At 72.2% G+C, this 16,456-nt stretch carries 11 protein-coding genes, 1 tRNA gene and 1 pseudogene; 5 read left to right on the forward strand and 8 right to left on the reverse strand.

Annotation, left to right across the window (positions count from 1 at the left end; translation table 11 throughout):
* Window positions 1-77 precede the first annotated feature (77 nt).
* Window positions 78-908, forward strand: a complete 831-nt coding sequence (locus G443_RS04970) for an aldo/keto reductase (protein WP_026420287.1) — start codon at window positions 78-80, stop codon at window positions 906-908.
* Between the two features lie 286 nt (window positions 909-1,194).
* Here G443_RS04970 and G443_RS04975 read toward each other — a convergent pair whose 3' ends face one another.
* Window positions 1,195-2,193 (reverse strand): pirin family protein, encoded by a 999-nt coding sequence (locus G443_RS04975; RefSeq protein WP_035292903.1) that lies wholly within the window; start codon window positions 2,191-2,193, stop codon window positions 1,195-1,197.
* Window positions 2,194-3,619: 1,426 nt separating this feature from the next.
* On the opposite strand from G443_RS04975, the gene G443_RS24875 reads away from it, so the two are divergent.
* On the forward strand, window positions 3,620-7,138 hold the full coding sequence (locus G443_RS24875) for a glycoside hydrolase family 2 (RefSeq protein WP_026420286.1): 3,519 nt from the start codon (window positions 3,620-3,622) through the stop codon (window positions 7,136-7,138).
* A 540-nt stretch (window positions 7,139-7,678) separates the two neighbouring features.
* Here the strand turns inward: G443_RS24875 and G443_RS04990 are convergent.
* Window positions 7,679-8,623, reverse strand: coding sequence for a hypothetical protein (locus tag G443_RS04990; RefSeq protein WP_026420285.1), 945 nt, complete (start codon window positions 8,621-8,623; stop codon window positions 7,679-7,681).
* Between the two features lie 782 nt (window positions 8,624-9,405).
* On the opposite strand from G443_RS04990, the gene G443_RS04995 reads away from it, so the two are divergent.
* From G443_RS04995 to G443_RS05005, 3 genes are all read left to right on the forward strand, one after another.
* Complete coding sequence (locus G443_RS04995) at window positions 9,406-10,845, forward strand: alkaline phosphatase (RefSeq protein ID WP_051314301.1); 1,440 nt, start codon at window positions 9,406-9,408, stop codon at window positions 10,843-10,845.
* A 193-nt stretch (window positions 10,846-11,038) separates the two neighbouring features.
* Window positions 11,039-11,665, forward strand: a complete 627-nt coding sequence (locus G443_RS05000) for a DUF4291 domain-containing protein (protein WP_051314300.1) — start codon at window positions 11,039-11,041, stop codon at window positions 11,663-11,665.
* Between the two features lie 150 nt (window positions 11,666-11,815).
* Window positions 11,816-11,889, forward strand: a tRNA-Pro gene (locus G443_RS05005).
* A gap of 68 nt (window positions 11,890-11,957) precedes the next feature.
* Here G443_RS05005 and G443_RS05010 read toward each other — a convergent pair.
* From G443_RS05010 to G443_RS05030, 6 genes and pseudogenes are all read right to left on the reverse strand, one after another.
* Complete coding sequence (locus G443_RS05010; RefSeq protein ID WP_245588932.1) at window positions 11,958-13,037, reverse strand: site-specific integrase; 1,080 nt, start codon at window positions 13,035-13,037, stop codon at window positions 11,958-11,960.
* Between the two features lie 68 nt (window positions 13,038-13,105).
* Window positions 13,106-13,324: a helix-turn-helix domain-containing protein gene (locus tag G443_RS05015; protein WP_026420283.1), complete on the reverse strand. Its 219-nt coding sequence runs from the start codon at window positions 13,322-13,324 to the stop codon at window positions 13,106-13,108.
* A 58-nt stretch (window positions 13,325-13,382) separates the two neighbouring features.
* Window positions 13,383-13,754, reverse strand: a pseudogene (locus tag G443_RS25720) (RRQRL motif-containing zinc-binding protein); the annotation flags it as partial.
* A gap of 117 nt (window positions 13,755-13,871) precedes the next feature.
* Window positions 13,872-15,134: a DUF3631 domain-containing protein gene (locus tag G443_RS05020; protein WP_051314299.1), complete on the reverse strand. Its 1,263-nt coding sequence runs from the start codon at window positions 15,132-15,134 to the stop codon at window positions 13,872-13,874.
* Between the two features lie 57 nt (window positions 15,135-15,191).
* Window positions 15,192-16,091: a bifunctional DNA primase/polymerase gene (locus tag G443_RS05025; protein ID WP_051314298.1), complete on the reverse strand. Its 900-nt coding sequence runs from the start codon at window positions 16,089-16,091 to the stop codon at window positions 15,192-15,194.
* Window positions 16,084-16,413: a hypothetical protein gene (locus tag G443_RS05030; protein WP_026420282.1), complete on the reverse strand. Its 330-nt coding sequence runs from the start codon at window positions 16,411-16,413 to the stop codon at window positions 16,084-16,086. The genes G443_RS05025 and G443_RS05030 overlap by 8 nt, the downstream gene beginning before the upstream one ends.
* Window positions 16,414-16,456: the final 43 nt, after the last annotated feature.

Below are 16,456 nucleotides of genomic sequence, written 5' to 3' on the forward strand. Positions count from 1 at the left end.
ACCCGCGCGGCCGACCGGCCACCCCAGGAACCGCGCGTCCCGCGGTTCTCCACCGAACAGGAGAGGACGTCCTCGCCGTGACCACCGTTCCCACGCTCACCCTGAACAACGGCGTCGCCATGCCCCAGCTCGGCTTCGGCGTGTACCAGGTTCCGGACGAGGAGGCGACCGCGACGGTGCGGGCGGCGCTGGACGCCGGGTACCGCAGCATCGACACGGCGGCGCTCTACCAGAACGAGGTCGGGACCGGCCGGGCGCTCGCCGAGTCGAGAATCCCCCGGGAGGAACTGTTCGTCACCACGAAGCTGTGGAACACCGACCAGGGTTACGACTCCACCCTGCGCGCCTTCGACGCCTCGTTGGAACGCCTGGGCCTGGACCAGGTCGACCTGTACCTCATCCACTGGCCGGCGCCCAAGCTCGACCGGTACGTGGACACGTGGCGGGCCTTCGAGCGGATCTACTCCGAGGACCGCACCAGGGCCATCGGCGTGTCCAACTTCCAACCCGCGCACCTGGCCCGGCTGTTCGAGGCCAGCGGGATCGTGCCGGCGGTCAACCAGGTCGAACTGCACCCCCGCCTCCAGCAGTTGGCGGTTCGGGAGTTCGACGCGTCCAACGGGATCGCCACCGAGGCGTGGGGGCCGCTGGGCCAGGGCAAGGGGGGCCTGCTGGAGGATCCGACGCTGACCCAGCTCGCCGCCAAACACGGCCGCACTCCGGCCCAGATCGTGCTGCGCTGGCACATCCAGCTGGGCAACGTGGTGATCCCGAAGTCGTCGACCCCGTCTCGGATGCGGGAGAACATCGACGTGTTCGACTTCCGCCTCGACGCGGACGACATGGACTCCATCGCCGGGATGGAGACCGGCGCCCGAGGGGGTCCCGACCCGGACGTGCTGTCCTGAGCCTTCCCCCGACCACCCGTCCATCCCTCGGGATGGGGGGTCCGGGCCGGGCGCCGCCGTGGACGCCTGGCCGGACCGGACGGCGGTGGGCCGGCACCGGCGAGCGGCCGTGGCGGCGAACGGCCGTGGTGGCGAGCGCACGACGAGGAGCGGAGTTCCCGCGTGTCCTGGTGGGCCCACCGTTGCCGCCACGGCGGCGTCGGGGGCGGACGGCGGTGCGCCCCGTCCCGGCAGTGCGCGGGTGGGGTGCGGGTGACGCCGGTCGACCGCCACCCGTGCCACCCGGTCAGTTCTCCCGGGCCGGTGGTGCCTGGTCGTGCCCGGCGTGCGGGACGCGTTCGGTGGGGATGACGCCCATCCGGCCGGCCTGGAAGTCCTCGAAGGCCTGGATGACCTCCGCCTTCGAGTTCATGACGAAGGGCCCGTACTGCACGACGGGCTCCCGGATCGGCTGGCCACCGAGGACGAGCACGTCGAGGTCGGGGGTGCGGGCGTCGGGGTGGTCGGTGGCCTCGATGGTGAGGAGGTCGCCCGCGCCGAAGACCGCGAGCTGGGCCGCGCGCAGGGGGCGCCGCTCCTCCCCCACTCCGCCGCGCCCGGAGAGGGCGTAGACGAGCGCGTTGAAGTCGGTGCGCCAGGGCAGCACCAGGCGGGCGCCGGGGCTGAGGGTCGCGTGGAGCAGCGTGATCGGGGTGAAGGTGTTGCCGGGGCCGTGGTGTCCGTCGACCTCGCCGGCGATCACCCTGACCAGGGCTCCTCCGTCGGGGGAGGACAGCAGGGTGGTCTCCCCGCCCTCGATGCTCTGGTACTGGGGTGGGTTCCACTTGTTGGCGCGGGGCAGGTTGACCCAGAGCTGAATGCCGTGGAACAGGCCACCCGACATGACCAGGTGCTCCGGTGGCTTCTCGATGTGGAGGATGCCGCTGCCGGCCGTCATCCACTGGGTGGCGCCGTCGGCGATCACGCCGCCACCGCCGTGGGAGTCGCTGTGCTCCATCTGGCCGTCGATCATGTAGGTGACGGTCTCGAAGCCCCGGTGCGGGTGCCAGGGGGTTCCCTTGGGCTCGCCGGGCGCGTACTCGACCTCGCCCATCTGGTCCAGGTGGATGAACGGGTCGAGGAGACCGGCCGAGACGCCGGCGAACGCCCGGTACACCGGGAACCCCTCACCCTCGTGGCCGGAGGGCGCGGTGGTCACGGACCTGACGGGGCGTTGACGACCCTCGGGGGCCGCCTCGGCGAGGCGAGGCAGTTCCAGGGTGTTCTCGACGGTGACGGCTGGCATGGCGCCCCTCCTGGTGCGACTCGGGACGCGCGTCGTCCCGACCACGCCAGTTTAGTTGAAGTTTCATCTAGTTTGGTGGAGTTCCCGCCGTCCGGGTTTCCGGTTGGGCGCCGCCCAACACACGGCCGCCTCGACCCCAACACTCCCGGCACCACGTCCCACCGGTGCCCTCCGCTCGGAACCGTGGCTCCTGGTGGGACGGGCCCGCGCGCCGGCCAGCCGACGGGAGCGGGCGCGGGCCCACCGGAACCGCCACCCCGACGCGGTGCGGCGACGTCCCCACCTCCGACACGGGTCAGGCGGTCACCGGGCCCGAGGACCCGGGCTTCGCGCGAGCGGAGGGCCACCCGTTCCCCGCTCCGGCCGGGACCGGAGCACCTCGGCCCGACGCGCACTCGCCGGCGCGTCGGGTCGTGCCATCGTGCACCGGGTGCGCACCACTCACTCGTCCGGCGTAGGTGGGTCCGCTTCCCGTCGAACGCGCTGCGCCGTCCGAGCGGATGGGACTTCGCCTGCTCAGCGGGACCACCTCCGCCGGGACCGCCCTAGGCTCGGTTCGTCGGCGTCGCCGCCGACCACGACCCCACCAGCTGGTCGTGCCCTCGCCGGGTCGGAGGTGTGGGTTGCTGCGCGGTTCGCCCTCCCGTGAACTCGCCCGACTCCCCCGAGCCCACCCCGAACGCGTGCCCCGGTCAGTCCCCTGGGCGGCTGGCGCCCGGCTCGAGGGCACCCCCGAGACGGCCGATCCCGAGAGCTCGGCCACCCGGCGCGCCGACACCGGGGCGCGGCCCGGACCAGGCGACGTCCCCAGCGGCGGCGGGACACCCGTGCCGCCCCTCAGGGAACCCGGCCCGCCGTGGCCCAGCCGGCACACCGACCCCCGCGCGCACCTCGCCCACCGTGCGGCCACCGCACCGGGCGGCCAACGACACCACGCCCACCCGCCTGGTGCCCGGCGCCCCGATCCGCCCCCGGGGCGCGCCGGAACGGGAACCGCCACCGCCGGCGGGACGGCCCCGACCACCCCCGTCCACTGCCGCGCCCGACGGGCGCCGGCTCCGGGTCGGGGCCTCGCCCGCCCGCGCCCGGCCCGCCGGCGGCCCCAGCCGGCGCCCCGGAACGCCCGGCCGCCGTCGTCCGCGACTCACCCGGACGAGCGGGCGAGCCGCGTCGGTTCGCCACCCACCGGCGAAGGTCACCGATGCTGGCAAGCCCGGCACGACCACCGCCCCCGAGCCCACCAACCCGGTCGCGGGACACCCGAGCCAGCGACCACCCCGACGCGCAAGGGCTGAACGAACGGCAGCGACCAGGAGAGGTGCCAGTCATGCATTGGTCCCGGCAAGGCGCAGACACCCCGGCCCGACCACATCCGCCCCGACGTCGTCCCACCGCGATCCTCGCCGCCGTGGTCATCATGGGAGGCATGGCTCCACTCAGCACCCCCGGTTCCGCCGACGCCGAACCGGCCACCACCACTGTCAACGGCCAGGTGGTCGACGCGGACACCGGCCGCCCCCTCCCCGGCGCGGTCGTCCACGTCACCGAGCAGACCAGCACCGTGCGGACCGACGCCGACGGCAGGTTCACCGTGCCCGAGGCCCCGGTGGACGCGTTGGCCCTGGTCGCCGCGCGCCAGGGCTACTCCTTCGGCTGGCACCCACTGGAGGATCCGAACGCACCGGTGACCCTCGCGTTGGAGGCGGAAACCCCGGACACCGTCCCACACCCGGACTACCCCCGCCCCGACTTCGACCGCCGCGCCGGAGTGGACGGCCAGTGGGCCTCGCTGAACGGCACCTGGTCGCTCGACTTCGACCCCTCCGACGTCGGCGTGGACGAGGGCTGGCACGAGGGGGACCACGAGTGGGCGCACGCGGTGCGGGTGCCCTTCGCCTACAACTCCCTCGCCGGGATCGGTGAGGAACGGCGCGCGGGCAACCAGGTGTACGCGAGCCAGTTCGCCGAGGCCAGGGGAACGGTCTGGTACCAGCGGGACCTGACGGTCCCCGAGGACTGGCCGACCGACCGCGGCACCCTGCTCCGTTTCGGCGCCGTCGAGTGGCGGGCGGAGGTGTTCCTCGACGGGAACCGCGTCGGGGAGAACGACGGGGGCTACTCCCCCTTCGACGTCGATCTCGGCCCCCTACGCCCCGGGGCGGAGCACTCCCTCGTCGTGCGCGTCGAGGTCCCGGACAACTCCGCGACCACCCCGTACCCCCAGGGCAAGCAGATGGGCTGGTACACCGACACGGGCGGCATCTGGCAGTCGGTGTGGATCGAACCGGCGGACTCGGCGCGGCTCACCACGGTGCACACCACACCGGAGATCGACTTCGACGGGCGCGAGGCCACCGCCGCCCGGGTCACGGTGGACGTCGAGGCGCGGGGCGCTCCTGACGGGACGGTGGAGCTGGCGGTGCGCGCCCAGGACGGGGAACCGGGCGCGCGTGCCGGGCAGCGGCAGGACGGCGTGTCCGCGCCGGGGCTGCCGGTGCCCGTGGAGCCCACCGTCGGCGAGGTGGTGGCCACGGCGACGGTGACGCTGGTGGACGGCGCGGGAAGCGCGGTCATCGACGTGCCCGACCCCCGGCTGTGGGAACCGGAGGCGCCCTGGCTGTACCGGGTGGACGCGAGCCTCACCGATCAGGCGGGATCGGACAGGGTGGACACCTGGTTCGGGCTGCGCACCGTGAGTCGTGAGTGGCTCCCCGGGCACTCGCCCGAGGAGCAGGACGACCCGGCCGAGCAGTACCAGTACCTGTTCCTGAACAACCGGCCCGTCTACCTGCGCTCGGTGCTGGACCAGAACTTCAACCCGTGGGGCAACTACAGCTACACCGGCCTGTACCAGGGCGCCGACCTGCGCGGCGGCGAGCTGGAGGACCCCGGCAAGGGATCGGTGCTGTTCGACCTGGCGCTGACCAAGCAGCTCGGGTTCAACTCGGTGCGCCCCCACATCAAGGTCAACGACCCGCTGTACTACCACTGGGCGGACGTCCTGGGGCTGCTCGTCTGGTACGACCAGCCGAACTTCGGTTACGACGGCTACGGACCGGAGGCCGAACGCCTGTGGGAGGAGGTCCTGCGGGACGCCGTGCACCGCGACTACAACCACCCGTCCATCGTCATCTGGGACGCGTTCAACGAGGCGTGGGGCTTCAACGCCACACCGGGTGGCCCGATCAGGGACGACGCCAAACCCTGGATCGAGCGGATGTTCGACCTGACCACGGACCTGGTGCGGGGGACGCGGCTGGTGGTGGACAACTCGCCGTGCTGCGAGAACGGCCACCTGGTCACCGACATCAACGACTTCCACGGCTACTACTCCACCTGGGAGGAGTGGGCGGCGACGGTGGACCGGATCGTGTCCAACACCTACCCCGGGTCGACGCACAACTTCGAGGACGGGCGGACCCAGTCCGGGCAGCCGCTGATGAACTCCGAGTTCGGCCCGTGGAGCGGTGGCCGGGAGAAGGACCAGGAGGTGGCCACGCCCTTCCGGTACACCGCCGAGCTGTTCCGCGCCGAGCAGAAGATGAGCGGCTACCTGTTCACCGAGCTCACCGACCTGGAGTGGGAGTGGAACGGGTGGGCGGCCTACGACCGCACCCTCCAGGTGCCCGGCTACCTCGACGCCGACGGGGCGCAGGGCGGGGTCGGGTTGGCCAACGCCGACGACGTGCTGCTGGTCGGGGAACGCCCCGTGCAACGGCTCGTCGGGGACGACCCGATCGGACTGGTGGTGCGTTCGTCGTTGTTCTCCGGTCGGGACCTCGGGGAGACCACGCTGCGGTGGCGGGTGACCGGCACCGACGGCACCGGGGCGGAGCTGCCGTCCTCGGACTGGGCGGAGGTACCGGTCTCGCCCGAGACGTTCGCGGTCACCGAGTTGACGACGGTGGAGGTCCGTCCGCCTGACGGGTTCGTCGCCGGGCGACTGGACGCGGAGCTGCTCTCCGACGGCCAACCGGTCGCCTCCGGCCAGACGGTGCTGGCGGCGTGGGGCGCGGCGGCCGAGCAGGCGGCGGGAACGTTGGCCCTCGACCCGGCGGGCGCGGACGTGGAGTGGCCCCAGGGTTCGGAGGTGTTCTCCCAGGACGGCGCGTCGGCCGTGGTCGGGTGGGGTGACGGCGAGTTCCGCTGGCACCTGACCGTGCCGGAGGACCTGCGGGACGGTGGTTTCGACAGCGCCCAGCTGGTCCTCGAGGCGGCCGCGTCCCGCCCGTCGCTGCCGCGCACCTCGTTCCCCCAGACCTCGGAACGGGTCTTCCCGACCACCCTGAGCGCGACCGTGTCCGGCGCGGGAACCGTGGTGGAGACGGAGGCCGTCGTGCTCCCAGACGACCCGGCGGACGCCAGGGGCGCGTTGTCCCACGAGTCCGGGTTCCACCCGGGGCAGTACGGCTACCGGGTGCTGCTCGACCTCGACGTCGAGGACATGCGGGCCGCCGTCGCCGACGGCGAGGTCACCGTCACCCTGCGGGGAGCCGGAGGCGGTCTGACCGTGCTGGGCCCGCGCACGGGGCGGTTCGGTGTGCCACCACAGCTGGTGCTGTCCGAAGGCGCCGGCCTGCCCGGGCCGGCGGTGGCCGGAGGTGAGCCCTACCTGCGGACCGCCGAGGCCGCCGGGGTGACCACGCACCTGCTGGCCGGCGACGCCACCGCCGGTGCGGAGGCCGCCATGACCGTGAGCGTGGTCAACGACTCCGGCGAGGTCGTGCGCGACGTGCGGCCGGCGTTCGTGGCGCCCGAGGGGTGGACGGTCGAAGCGTTGGGCGACCACACCGTCGGCGAGCTGGCTCCCGGTGAGGGCGCGCACCTGCGCTACCGGGTGGTCCCTGACGGGGACGGCCCGGTGACCGTGCGGACCCGGGCGTACTACTCCACTGGGGAGGGCAGGCAGGTCACCGAGGAACCGTGGGAGCTCGACCTGAGCTGAGCGGGACCACTGGTACGGGGCCGGCCCGGGACGGCGGGCCGGCCCCTGCCCGATCCGGACCGGTCGCCCGAACCCGCTGGCGATCCGCCCAGATTCGTCCGGGGGAGGGTGTGCCCCGACTCGTCCGCGACTTGCCCGGCCTCGGCGGGCGGTCCGGCTCCGACCGCCGGTCGAGGCGCCGAGCGACATCGACACGGCTCCAGCAGAGCGCCCCTCCGCCCTGGTCCGTGAACGACCGAACTCTTGAGGAATAACCCCACGGCGTGGCAGCGACCGCGGGGCGCCAGGAACGGCGGCATGCGGTGCCACCGCCGCACACGTCCCGGGTCGCGACCGGCCTCCCCGAGCCGGGAGGTGCGCGGGGAGGACAGTGAGCGGCCCCTGCCCGCGCGATGCGCCGTTCCCGGCACGGCACCCGGTGTCCACTCCCCCGCGGAGGCGCCCCGTGTGGCTCCTCGGTCACCCGGGAATGCCACGGCCCGTGCCCCGAAACCTCCTCCGCTGGCCGCTCCCCACCGGGGCACCGGTCCACGATGCGGATCACCCGGGTCGGTTTCCAGTCCCCCGACGGCGGAGCCGGTGGCGGATACGGCTCCACAACCGGACCGGCCAGGGCCGGCCGTCGTGGACTCCGAGCACCCGCAGCGGCCGGTTGGGTTTCGCTGGCTGCCACCGGACGGGCGCGGCGACGCGGTTGGGGAAGACGACCCACCAGGTCGCCCCGTCGTGGGGGGCCGCCCACTTCGGACGTGCCCAGGCCAGGGTTCCGCCGAGGGGCACCGAGGACGACAGGAGCCGGTCGGCCTCGCCGCCCACCGGCAACCGGGTCCGGTCCACCTGGCACACGGCGTGCAGCCTCGCCCCCGTGCGCTCGAAGAGGTCCGAGGCGCGGTGCAGGCAGGTGGTCGCGTCCAGTTCGGCCACCGCTCCCGGCCGACACGGCAGGCAGTACTGGTCGTGTTCGCCGGCGACGAGGAACACCTCGGCGGGGGTGGTCCGGCACCAACCCGGTGGGCGGCGACGAGCCCGCACCGTCGGCGCGATCGTGCTCCTGAGCTGCCGGGCGGCGTCGTCGAGGTCGGGGGCGCCCCCACAGCGTTCCTGGAACCGTTCGACCGCGTGCCGCGTCAGGTGGATCCGGGCCAGCAGCTCCCGGCCCCGCAGGGCCACCAGGGCGTCCAGGTCGGGCGGATCGCACGCCGGGAAGGGAACGCAGTGGGTCGCGATCCAGCGGGTCGACCCGTCCGAGTCGCGCACCAGGGGGAGCACCAGGGTGTCCGGGACCAGGAGGAAGAACCCGGACCTGCTCCGTCGGCCCGCCAGTTGGGGCGGGAGTTGGTCGGTGACCTCACCCAGCTCGTCGACCATCCGCCGCAGGGTCGCCTTCGCCGCGCCGTGGTCGGTGAGCCCGCGCCACCGGGCGTAGGCCCCGGCGCAGGAGTCGGTTACCACCACGGGCCACTGGTTGTCGTGCTTCGCCGCCACCCCTCCTTTCCTACCGGCCTCACCCCGGTCGACGACACGTCCATCACGGCGATCCGCCGCCGCCGGACCGGTGAAGCCGGTGCCAGCCGGCTCGGCCCGGCGTGCGGTGCGGTGGCCGGAACCCCGGCGGCGGGGACTACCCTCGGTGCCCGGTCGCGGACGGGATGCCACGGCCGGTGGTCCGGGAAAGCACGGACCACCGGCCCACTTCACGCGGAACTCACGAATCCGAGCGGACGCCCCGGCCGCCCCGCACCTGCCGGCGTCGGCGAATCCCCCACCGCCCGCCGCCACCCGACAGGTGACCCCCTTCCGGCCGAACGGTCAGCGATCCGGCCGAGTGGAGCGCGCCAGAGCGCACCGCCGTTGCGCACCGCGAACGGCACCACGCCGCCCCCGCTCCTCGGACGCCCCCCGCTTCCGGCGCCGCGCGAACGGCACGCCGAAAACACGTGGAGCACCCTTTTCCCACCACCGCCGTCGCCGATTCCGGAAATCGGGGGAGATGATTGACCCGCCTTTTCCCGAAAGGGCCGCGAACCTCCTCACGGAAAAGGAACCGCACGCGCGGAGAAAAGGGAACTTCGCACCACGAACGTTACCGAGAGTGACATCGAGGCCGTCGCCCGGCGGCCCCGAACACGAGGAACCGCACGAGAGCGACCCGAACGAGACAGTACGTCCATCTTGCATTCACCAAAGTGTGATGACAGAGTGTGAATGCCCTGCCGGCGGGCCACACCAGCGAAACGGAAGCACCCACTCGGAAAGGGAGTGACGTGATGACCGAGAAAGCGGGTAGACAACGCTGGCGGAGACCCGCCTCCGTGGCCGCGGCGAGCGCCCTCGCGTTGACGATCGGCGCGCCCACCGCCGTGGGTCTGGAACCGGGCACGGCGGAACACGTGGCCCCGCTCGGCTTCGGCCCGAAGAACGTCATTCACCTCATCAGCGATGGCATGGGCTACAACCACGTCGACGTCGCGAGCCTCTGGGAACACGGCACCACCGCGCACCAGGTCCGCGTCGACCCCGACTCGGGAACCACCGAGCACCTGCCCGCCACCCCCGCTCAGGTCTACGAGGACTGGCCCGTCCAGCTCGGCATGTCCACCTACCACGACGGTCACTCCTACGAGGCGGACCGGGCGTGGGCCGGGTTCGACTACCCCAGCGAGGACTTCACCGACTCCTCCGCCGCCGGCACCGCGCTGGCCACCGGAGTCCGCACCTACAACGGTGCGATCGGTCTCGCCCCGGACCGCGGTCCCGTCAAGAACCTGACCGAACGGGCCCAGGAACTGGGCAAGGCATCCGGCGTCGTCTCCAGCGTGCCGTTCAGCCACGCCACCCCCGCCGCCTACGTGGCCCACAACCCGGACCGCAACGACTACCACGGCATCGCCAAGGAGATGTTGTTCGAGCACGACATCAACGTCGTCTTCGGCCCCGGCCACCCCGACTTCGACGAGGACGGTCAGCGTCGCGACGAGCCCGACCACCGCTACGTCGACGAGTGGACCTGGGGAGCCGTGCAGCGGGGCGCCACCGCGTTCGACCTCGTCGAAACCCCCGAGGAGTTCGCCGCGCTCGCCCAGTCCTCGAACCCACCCCGCCACGTGCTCGGCGTTCCCCAGGTCGCGGCGACCCTCCAGTACGACCGAGGAGGCCCGGACCGCACGCCCGACGGACGACCGGTCCCCGGAGCGCTCCCCTACACCGCGCCGCCAGTCGAGAACGTGCCCACCCTCGCCGACATGACGACCAGTGCCCTCGCCGTCCTGGAGAACGCCTCTGACGAGGGGCTGTTCCTCATGATCGAGGGTGGAGCGGTCGACTGGGCCAGCCACGACAACGACACCGCACGGGTGATCGAGGAGCAGATCGACTTCAACCGGGCCGTCGAGGCCGTCGTGGACTGGGTGGAGGAGTCCAGCAGCTGGCACGAGACCCTCGTCGTCGTCACCGCCGACCACGAGACCGGCTACCTGGCCGGCCCCGGCGCCGACCCGACCTGGACCCCGGTGATCGGCTCGGCCGGGCAGCTGCCCCACGTCTCCTGGCACTCAGGTAACCACACCAACGCCCTCGTGCCGTTGTTCGCGAAGGGACCGGGCGCGAGCCGTCTCGAACAGCACGCCGACAACATCGACCCCGTCCGGGGTCAGTACCTGAACAACACCGATGTCGCCAAGGTCGTCTTCGACTTCTGGGGACGCTGAGCACTCCTGGTCGACCCGGACTGACTCGGGGCCGCCACCACTGGTGGCGGCCCCGCCCCGCGAGCCCGGACCCATACCCGGCGCCCAACCGTGCTCCTCCCCGTCCGTGACCACCCGTCGCCCCGGCCGGGCTCCCGGGGCCACCCCGGGGAAATCCGTTGCCCCAGCGGCCGGCGCACCCGATGCTCGTCCCGTGTCCCTCCGCGAGGTCCGAGCCAATGCCGACGCGAGCAGCGTCGTGGTCTACCAGGCCTACCCGGCCGCGATCGCCGACCCGGCGTTGCGGGCCGGCACCTTCGTCGCTCCCTTCAAGCAGGAGCGGATGACCTGGATCAAGCCCTCGTTCCGCTGGATGATGTACCGCTGCGGCTGGGCCACGAAGCCAGGCCAGGAACGGGTGCTCGCCGTGCGGATCAGCCTCGAAGGGCTGTGGTGGGCTCTTCGCCGGTCGTGCGCCAGCAGCCACGGCGCGGGACGGCACCCGAACAGGGAGGCCTGGCGACGGCAGCTGGCGGAAAGCCCGGTCCGGGTGCAGTGGGACCCGGACCGGGACATGGACCTGAACCCCCTTCCCCAGCGCTCCATCCAGATCGGGCTCGGCCCGGAGGCCAGCCGCCGCTACGTCGACGAGTGGATCGTGGAACTCACCGACGTCACCGAACTCGCCCGCGAGGTGGGGCGCCTGGTGCGGGCTGGCGATCAGGACGGGGCGCGTGCGCTGTTGCCCGAGGAGCACCCGTTGACGGTGCCCGCCGATATCGCCGAGCGGATCGACGTCACCGGGCCAGCTCCCGCCCGGACGAACGGCCAGGGCAGGTGAGACCCCCTACCGGTAGCCCGGGAACAAGGGGACCTCGTTCTTCCTGGTGCCACATCACCCCAGGTCAGAACGGCCTGACGACGATACGCACCCCCCGGTCGGGCCGCGTGGGAGGCGTGGGGTAGTCTGTGTTCACACCGAGACGGTAACCGGGACGTGGCGCAGCTTGGTAGCGCACTTGACTGGGGGTCAAGGGGTCGCAGGTTCAAATCCTGTCGTCCCGACGGTTACGATCAGGGCCGATGCTACAGGGCATCGGCCCTGATCGCTTTTTGCCTGCCTATCTGCCTGTCTACCGTGTCTGGAAGACGGTGTCCATGATCTTCGCTCCTTCGTTCAGCGCCGGGCGAATCTCCTTCCGGTAGACCCGCTCAGTCACCGCCGTCCCGCTGTGCCCGACGAGTCGCGCGATGTCCTCCACCGGGACTCCAGATGCCGACATCACCGAGACGAAGCTGTGCCGCAATTCCCGTGGCGTCCACTGCTCCGGTGGTAAGCCGGCTGCCTTGATGACTCGGCGGAATGCCCGGCGCACGTTATGCGCGTCGAGCTGCGTGCCGGCAGTGGACGGAAAGACCAGCCCGCGCGGGTCCCAGCGGCGGCCGCCGCGCTTGGCCGCCGCAACCTGGCGCAGGCGATGAAGGCGCAGCGCCACGACGCAGCGGAGCGGCAGCGCCAGTGTCCGTCGAGACTTCTTGGTCTTGGTGTCTCCGCCCGCGCGGACAGAGTGCCAGACCTCGATGCTGCGTGGTACCGGCGGCGTCGCTGCCGGCCGGCCGTGCAGGTCGACGTGATCCCACGTGAGCGGTCGCAGCTCCTCGGGGCGTGCGCCTATCAATAGGGACAACACGATGTAGGCGTGCAACGGTGTCCCGACGGCTGCGTCTAGGACCGACATGGCCTGTTCCAGGGTGAGCGACTTCGACGGACGCCCCGGTCGGCCCCCCGGGATGTCACAGAGGTTCACGACGTTGCGCGCCACCTTGTCCCGAGCCTGGGCATGGCGGACGGAGCGGCTCAGGATCGAGTGCAGCAGCCGTAGCGTCCGCGTGCTCAGGTGCGCCGCCCGCCGGGACAACCAGAGCTCGACGTCCTCGGCCGACAGCTCGCGAAGCTTCCGCCGGCCTAGGAATGGGAGAATGTGCCCCTGGGCGTTGTACCGATAGTTCTCCACGGTCTTGGGGTTGCGCCCATGAAGCCCGTGTGCGAGCCAGCTGGTCACCGCGTCCGCAACGGTGTATCCACCGTCGCTCGTGAGGCCGGCGTCGCGGTCGCTGACCAGCTCGCGGAGCTTCTCCTTGGCTTCAGTCTTCGTCCGGCCGCTGGCGCTGCGCGTCCGGCGCTTCCCGCTATCGCTATACCCGGTCGTCACCCACGCGATCCACCGTTGACGACCGGCGTGCCAGTGCAGACCGCCATCACCGCGGCTACGCCGTCTGGTCAAGGTCGATCTCCCTTCGCTTCGCACTCAAGCAGCGCGATGTACTCGGCGAGTGCCGACGCCGGTATGCGCCGGGCGCGACCCTGACATACCGACCGGATCCGGCCCGCCCTCATCTGCTCGTAGATCACCGAGCGGCTCATCGACAGCAGCACCATGACGTCGGTAACCCGGTACAGGTGCCGCTTCGGTACGGCATTCGGGCTGAATCTGTTCATCGTGGACAACGGGACCTCCATATCCAGGTATGCGGCCAGCTAGGCCGGCGCAGTCAACGCAGTCGCCGGCGCAGGGCGGTGTTCGGGGGACGCGGTATCCGGCGTCCTTCCCGCACGTCCCGCAGAGCCGCTGCGCGCGGAGCATGGCGGCGATCGCCACAGCCTGCGCGGGCGTCGGCACACGCTTCTCGCGGGCCGTGCGGATGTCGTACAGCAGCGCGAACAGGGGCTCGGTAGGACGCCGCCGACGCACCCGGAGAATCTGCGCCACCGGCCCCTGTCCGCCAGGGCACAGCCCTTGCTCGCGCAGCTGGCGCCGGGTGACGAGGTGCGGCGGTGCCGCGCCCCACGGGTACGTGGGCACGGGGTGGCGGTCCCCCGTCGGGTCGTAGCAGTCGAGCGAGGTCCGCCACCGACGCTGGGCGGTCACCGGTCGCGCTCCGCGAGCAGGACCGGTACGGGGACGTAGGTGGGAAGCATGGCGTGTCCTCTCACGTGGAAGATGTGAAGGGCCGCCCGCGCGGTCGCGGGCGGCCCTCGGTTCGGTTCAGGACGCGGTGGAGGGGACGACCCCCCGGAAGTCGGTTACATCGGTTACAGCGGTTACATCCCTGGTCAGGGGCGTAACCGCACGTTCCGCCGTAACCGCACCGTCGGTTACGTGGCTGTCCTCGGTTACGGGGCTGACCTGCGGTGTAACCGTCGTAACCGATGTAACCGCCGGTGGCGGCAGGTAGCGGCTCCAGGCGTCCTCCAGCCCCGTCGAACCCGACGCCTGGTACCCCTTCGTCACCGCGCCGTGCACCCGGATCGGCCCCGGACGCACGCCGTACCGCCCCAGTTCCCGCGCCAGTCGGCGCGCATCGAGGGGGCGCCCTGCCAGATCGCCCCACGGCGCCTCCTCGAGGGCGTTGAGGTCAGCCAGCAGCGCCGTGGTCGGCACCCGGTCAGTCCTGCGACGGGCGAAGACCTCGCGGACATCCGAGAGCAGCCGGACGCCGATCGAGGTTTCCTCCGGCACCGTCTCCACCGCGAACCATCGGCATGCGGCGCGGGCGGTGTCCGGCCAGTGCCCGCCTGCGGCGTCGGCGAGTGCTAGGAGCGGTTCCCAGATCTCCGCCGGCCGGTCCCGAACACCGTCGGGTAGCGCCGGGAGGGCCGTCTCGACCCGGTCCGCGACCGACCGCGCCCACCCGTGCAGGGCCTCGCGGAGGGGGCGGCACTCCCGTTCCACCGTCTGCTCGCGGAAGGAGTCCACCTGCTCCCCGGCAGCGCGGCGGCGCATGTGGATGATGATGGCGCGCGTGGTGATGGTGGGCGGCATATGCCCCGCGATCCCCGCGAGTGCGACGGGTGCGAACACCCTGAAGTGCTCCACCCTCACAGCGCCGCCCTCGGTGACGCAACGCGGGATCGTCGCGGTCCGCTTGTACCCCGAGTTGATCAGGGCACGCAGGTCCTCGTACTGGCCGGCCGACTTCGGGTTCCAGATGGCGTCGATCTCATCGAGGAGGATCGTCGGGAGGTCCGCGATCATCCTGAAGAGCGCGGCGCTCGAGGGGATGATGGTCATCTCCGGGCGCGCCACCAGGTACTGAGCGACTTCCAGAACCCTGGTCTTGCCGGACCCGGGCTCGGCGCTGGACAGGATCAGCCGAGGGGTGATGTAGAACTTCTCCGCCACGTGCGTGTGCGCGTACCAGAGCGCCAGCGTGGGCGCGCAGTGGTGCGACGGGAGAGCCGAGAAGCGGCGGATGTAGGCGGTGACGGCGTCGAGGGTGGCGGCGCCGTCCGGGGCGTGCGAGGTCATGTGTGTCCTTACGGTTCGGCGGTGGAGGCCCCCGTGGGGCCCCCACCGCGCGGTCGGTCAGGCTGCGGTGTCCCTGCCGGCCGGGTGGCCTCCCCGGCGGATTCCGTGGCGGATGCCGCTGGTCACGGTCGCGTCCCGTTCGCGCTGGGTGTACGCGGCTGGGACATGGGGGGTGGTGGCCTGGTCCAGGTGTCGGCGCACCTCGACCTCGGTCAGCCGACCCGCCGCCACCAGCCGCCCGAGCGAGGCGGCGGCGACGAACAGCGCCTGGTTCCTGCCGCCTGGCTGGGCCGTACGCACCCGCCGCCACTCCCCGTCGAGCGCGGCCTGCACGTAGGCGTCTGGGTGCGTGACGGCCGTCTGACGTGGCGCTGAGATCGCCGGTGCCGGCCGATCAGCGAGCCGGCGGGTGATCCACCCCGGCAGCTCGGCGATGTGGTCGGCCCCGGTGGGTGTGTACGGCCCGCCGGGGCCGACCGAGCCCGCGCCGAGGACGTACCCGCCCGCGGCGCGGACGTCGATCCACCGGGCGAGCCGCCCCGCAGAGCAGCGCACGCCGCACCCGGGCGGGGCCTGGAAGTACAGGTGCTCGCCACCGCTGGGCGTGCGAACCGTGTAGGTGTCCAGCAGGTCCGCGAGGGGGGCGCCCTCGTCCTCTGCGAGGGCGGTGAGGCTGTCGAGGCCTCCGCTGATCCCCGCATGTCCCAGCCCCCTGGGGGGGTGCTCGCCGGGTTTGGCCACGTCGAGGTCGATCACCACGAGCTGGCTCGGGCCAGCGGCGACCCCGATGTTCCACTCACCGGCGGCCCAGCACCGGCGGATCCGATCGGCGTCGGTGGTCGCACGGTCCTCCCAGGATCGGACCGCCGGCGGCTTCCGACCAGCACGGCACGGGAAGACGTGCCACCCCCGCCGCGCCGCCGCGAGCGCGGCGCGCATCAGCTCGGACTCAGACACGGCCGACCACCTCCGGGTGGTGTCGCTCCACGAACGTCTGAACCCACCCGGGAGCGGTCTCGATCCGCGCGCCGCCCCAGTACTCGCCGATGATCCGCCGGACCGGACGTCCGGTGTGGAGCACCATCGGCCCGGTGACCGAGACGACGACGTGCCAGTCGCAGCCGGGCTCGCGCGTGTAGGTGACCTCGAGGCGACGCGGTTCGTACTCGCTGGGCCGCAGCCCACTGGTGCGGCGCAGGGCGGGGGTGACCAGGACGGCGGTGACGGTGTGCCGGGTGGTGGCCTCGATCAGACCAAGTCGGGTCGGGTCGGTAGTCACGTCGTGCTCCCCTCGTTGGGTTCGGTGCAGTCGGGGCAGGGCC

Origin of the sequence: Actinoalloteichus caeruleus DSM 43889, from assembly GCF_000429185.2 — a bacterium.
GTDB classification, from domain to species: Bacteria; Actinomycetota; Actinomycetes; order Mycobacteriales; family Pseudonocardiaceae; genus Actinoalloteichus_B; species Actinoalloteichus_B caeruleus.

Coding starts and splice junctions, on each gene's coding strand:
- G443_RS04975 (WP_035292903.1), bottom strand. CDS start 2,193: ATGCCAGCCGTCACCGTCGAGAACACCCTGGAACTGCCTCGCCTCGCC.
- G443_RS24875 (WP_026420286.1), top strand. CDS start 3,620: ATGGCTCCACTCAGCACCCCCGGTTCCGCCGACGCCGAACCGGCCACC.
- G443_RS04995 (WP_051314301.1), top strand. CDS start 9,406: ATGACCGAGAAAGCGGGTAGACAACGCTGGCGGAGACCCGCCTCCGTG.
- G443_RS05015 (WP_026420283.1), bottom strand. CDS start 13,324: ATGAACAGATTCAGCCCGAATGCCGTACCGAAGCGGCACCTGTACCGG.
- G443_RS05020 (WP_051314299.1), bottom strand. CDS start 15,134: ATGACCTCGCACGCCCCGGACGGCGCCGCCACCCTCGACGCCGTCACC.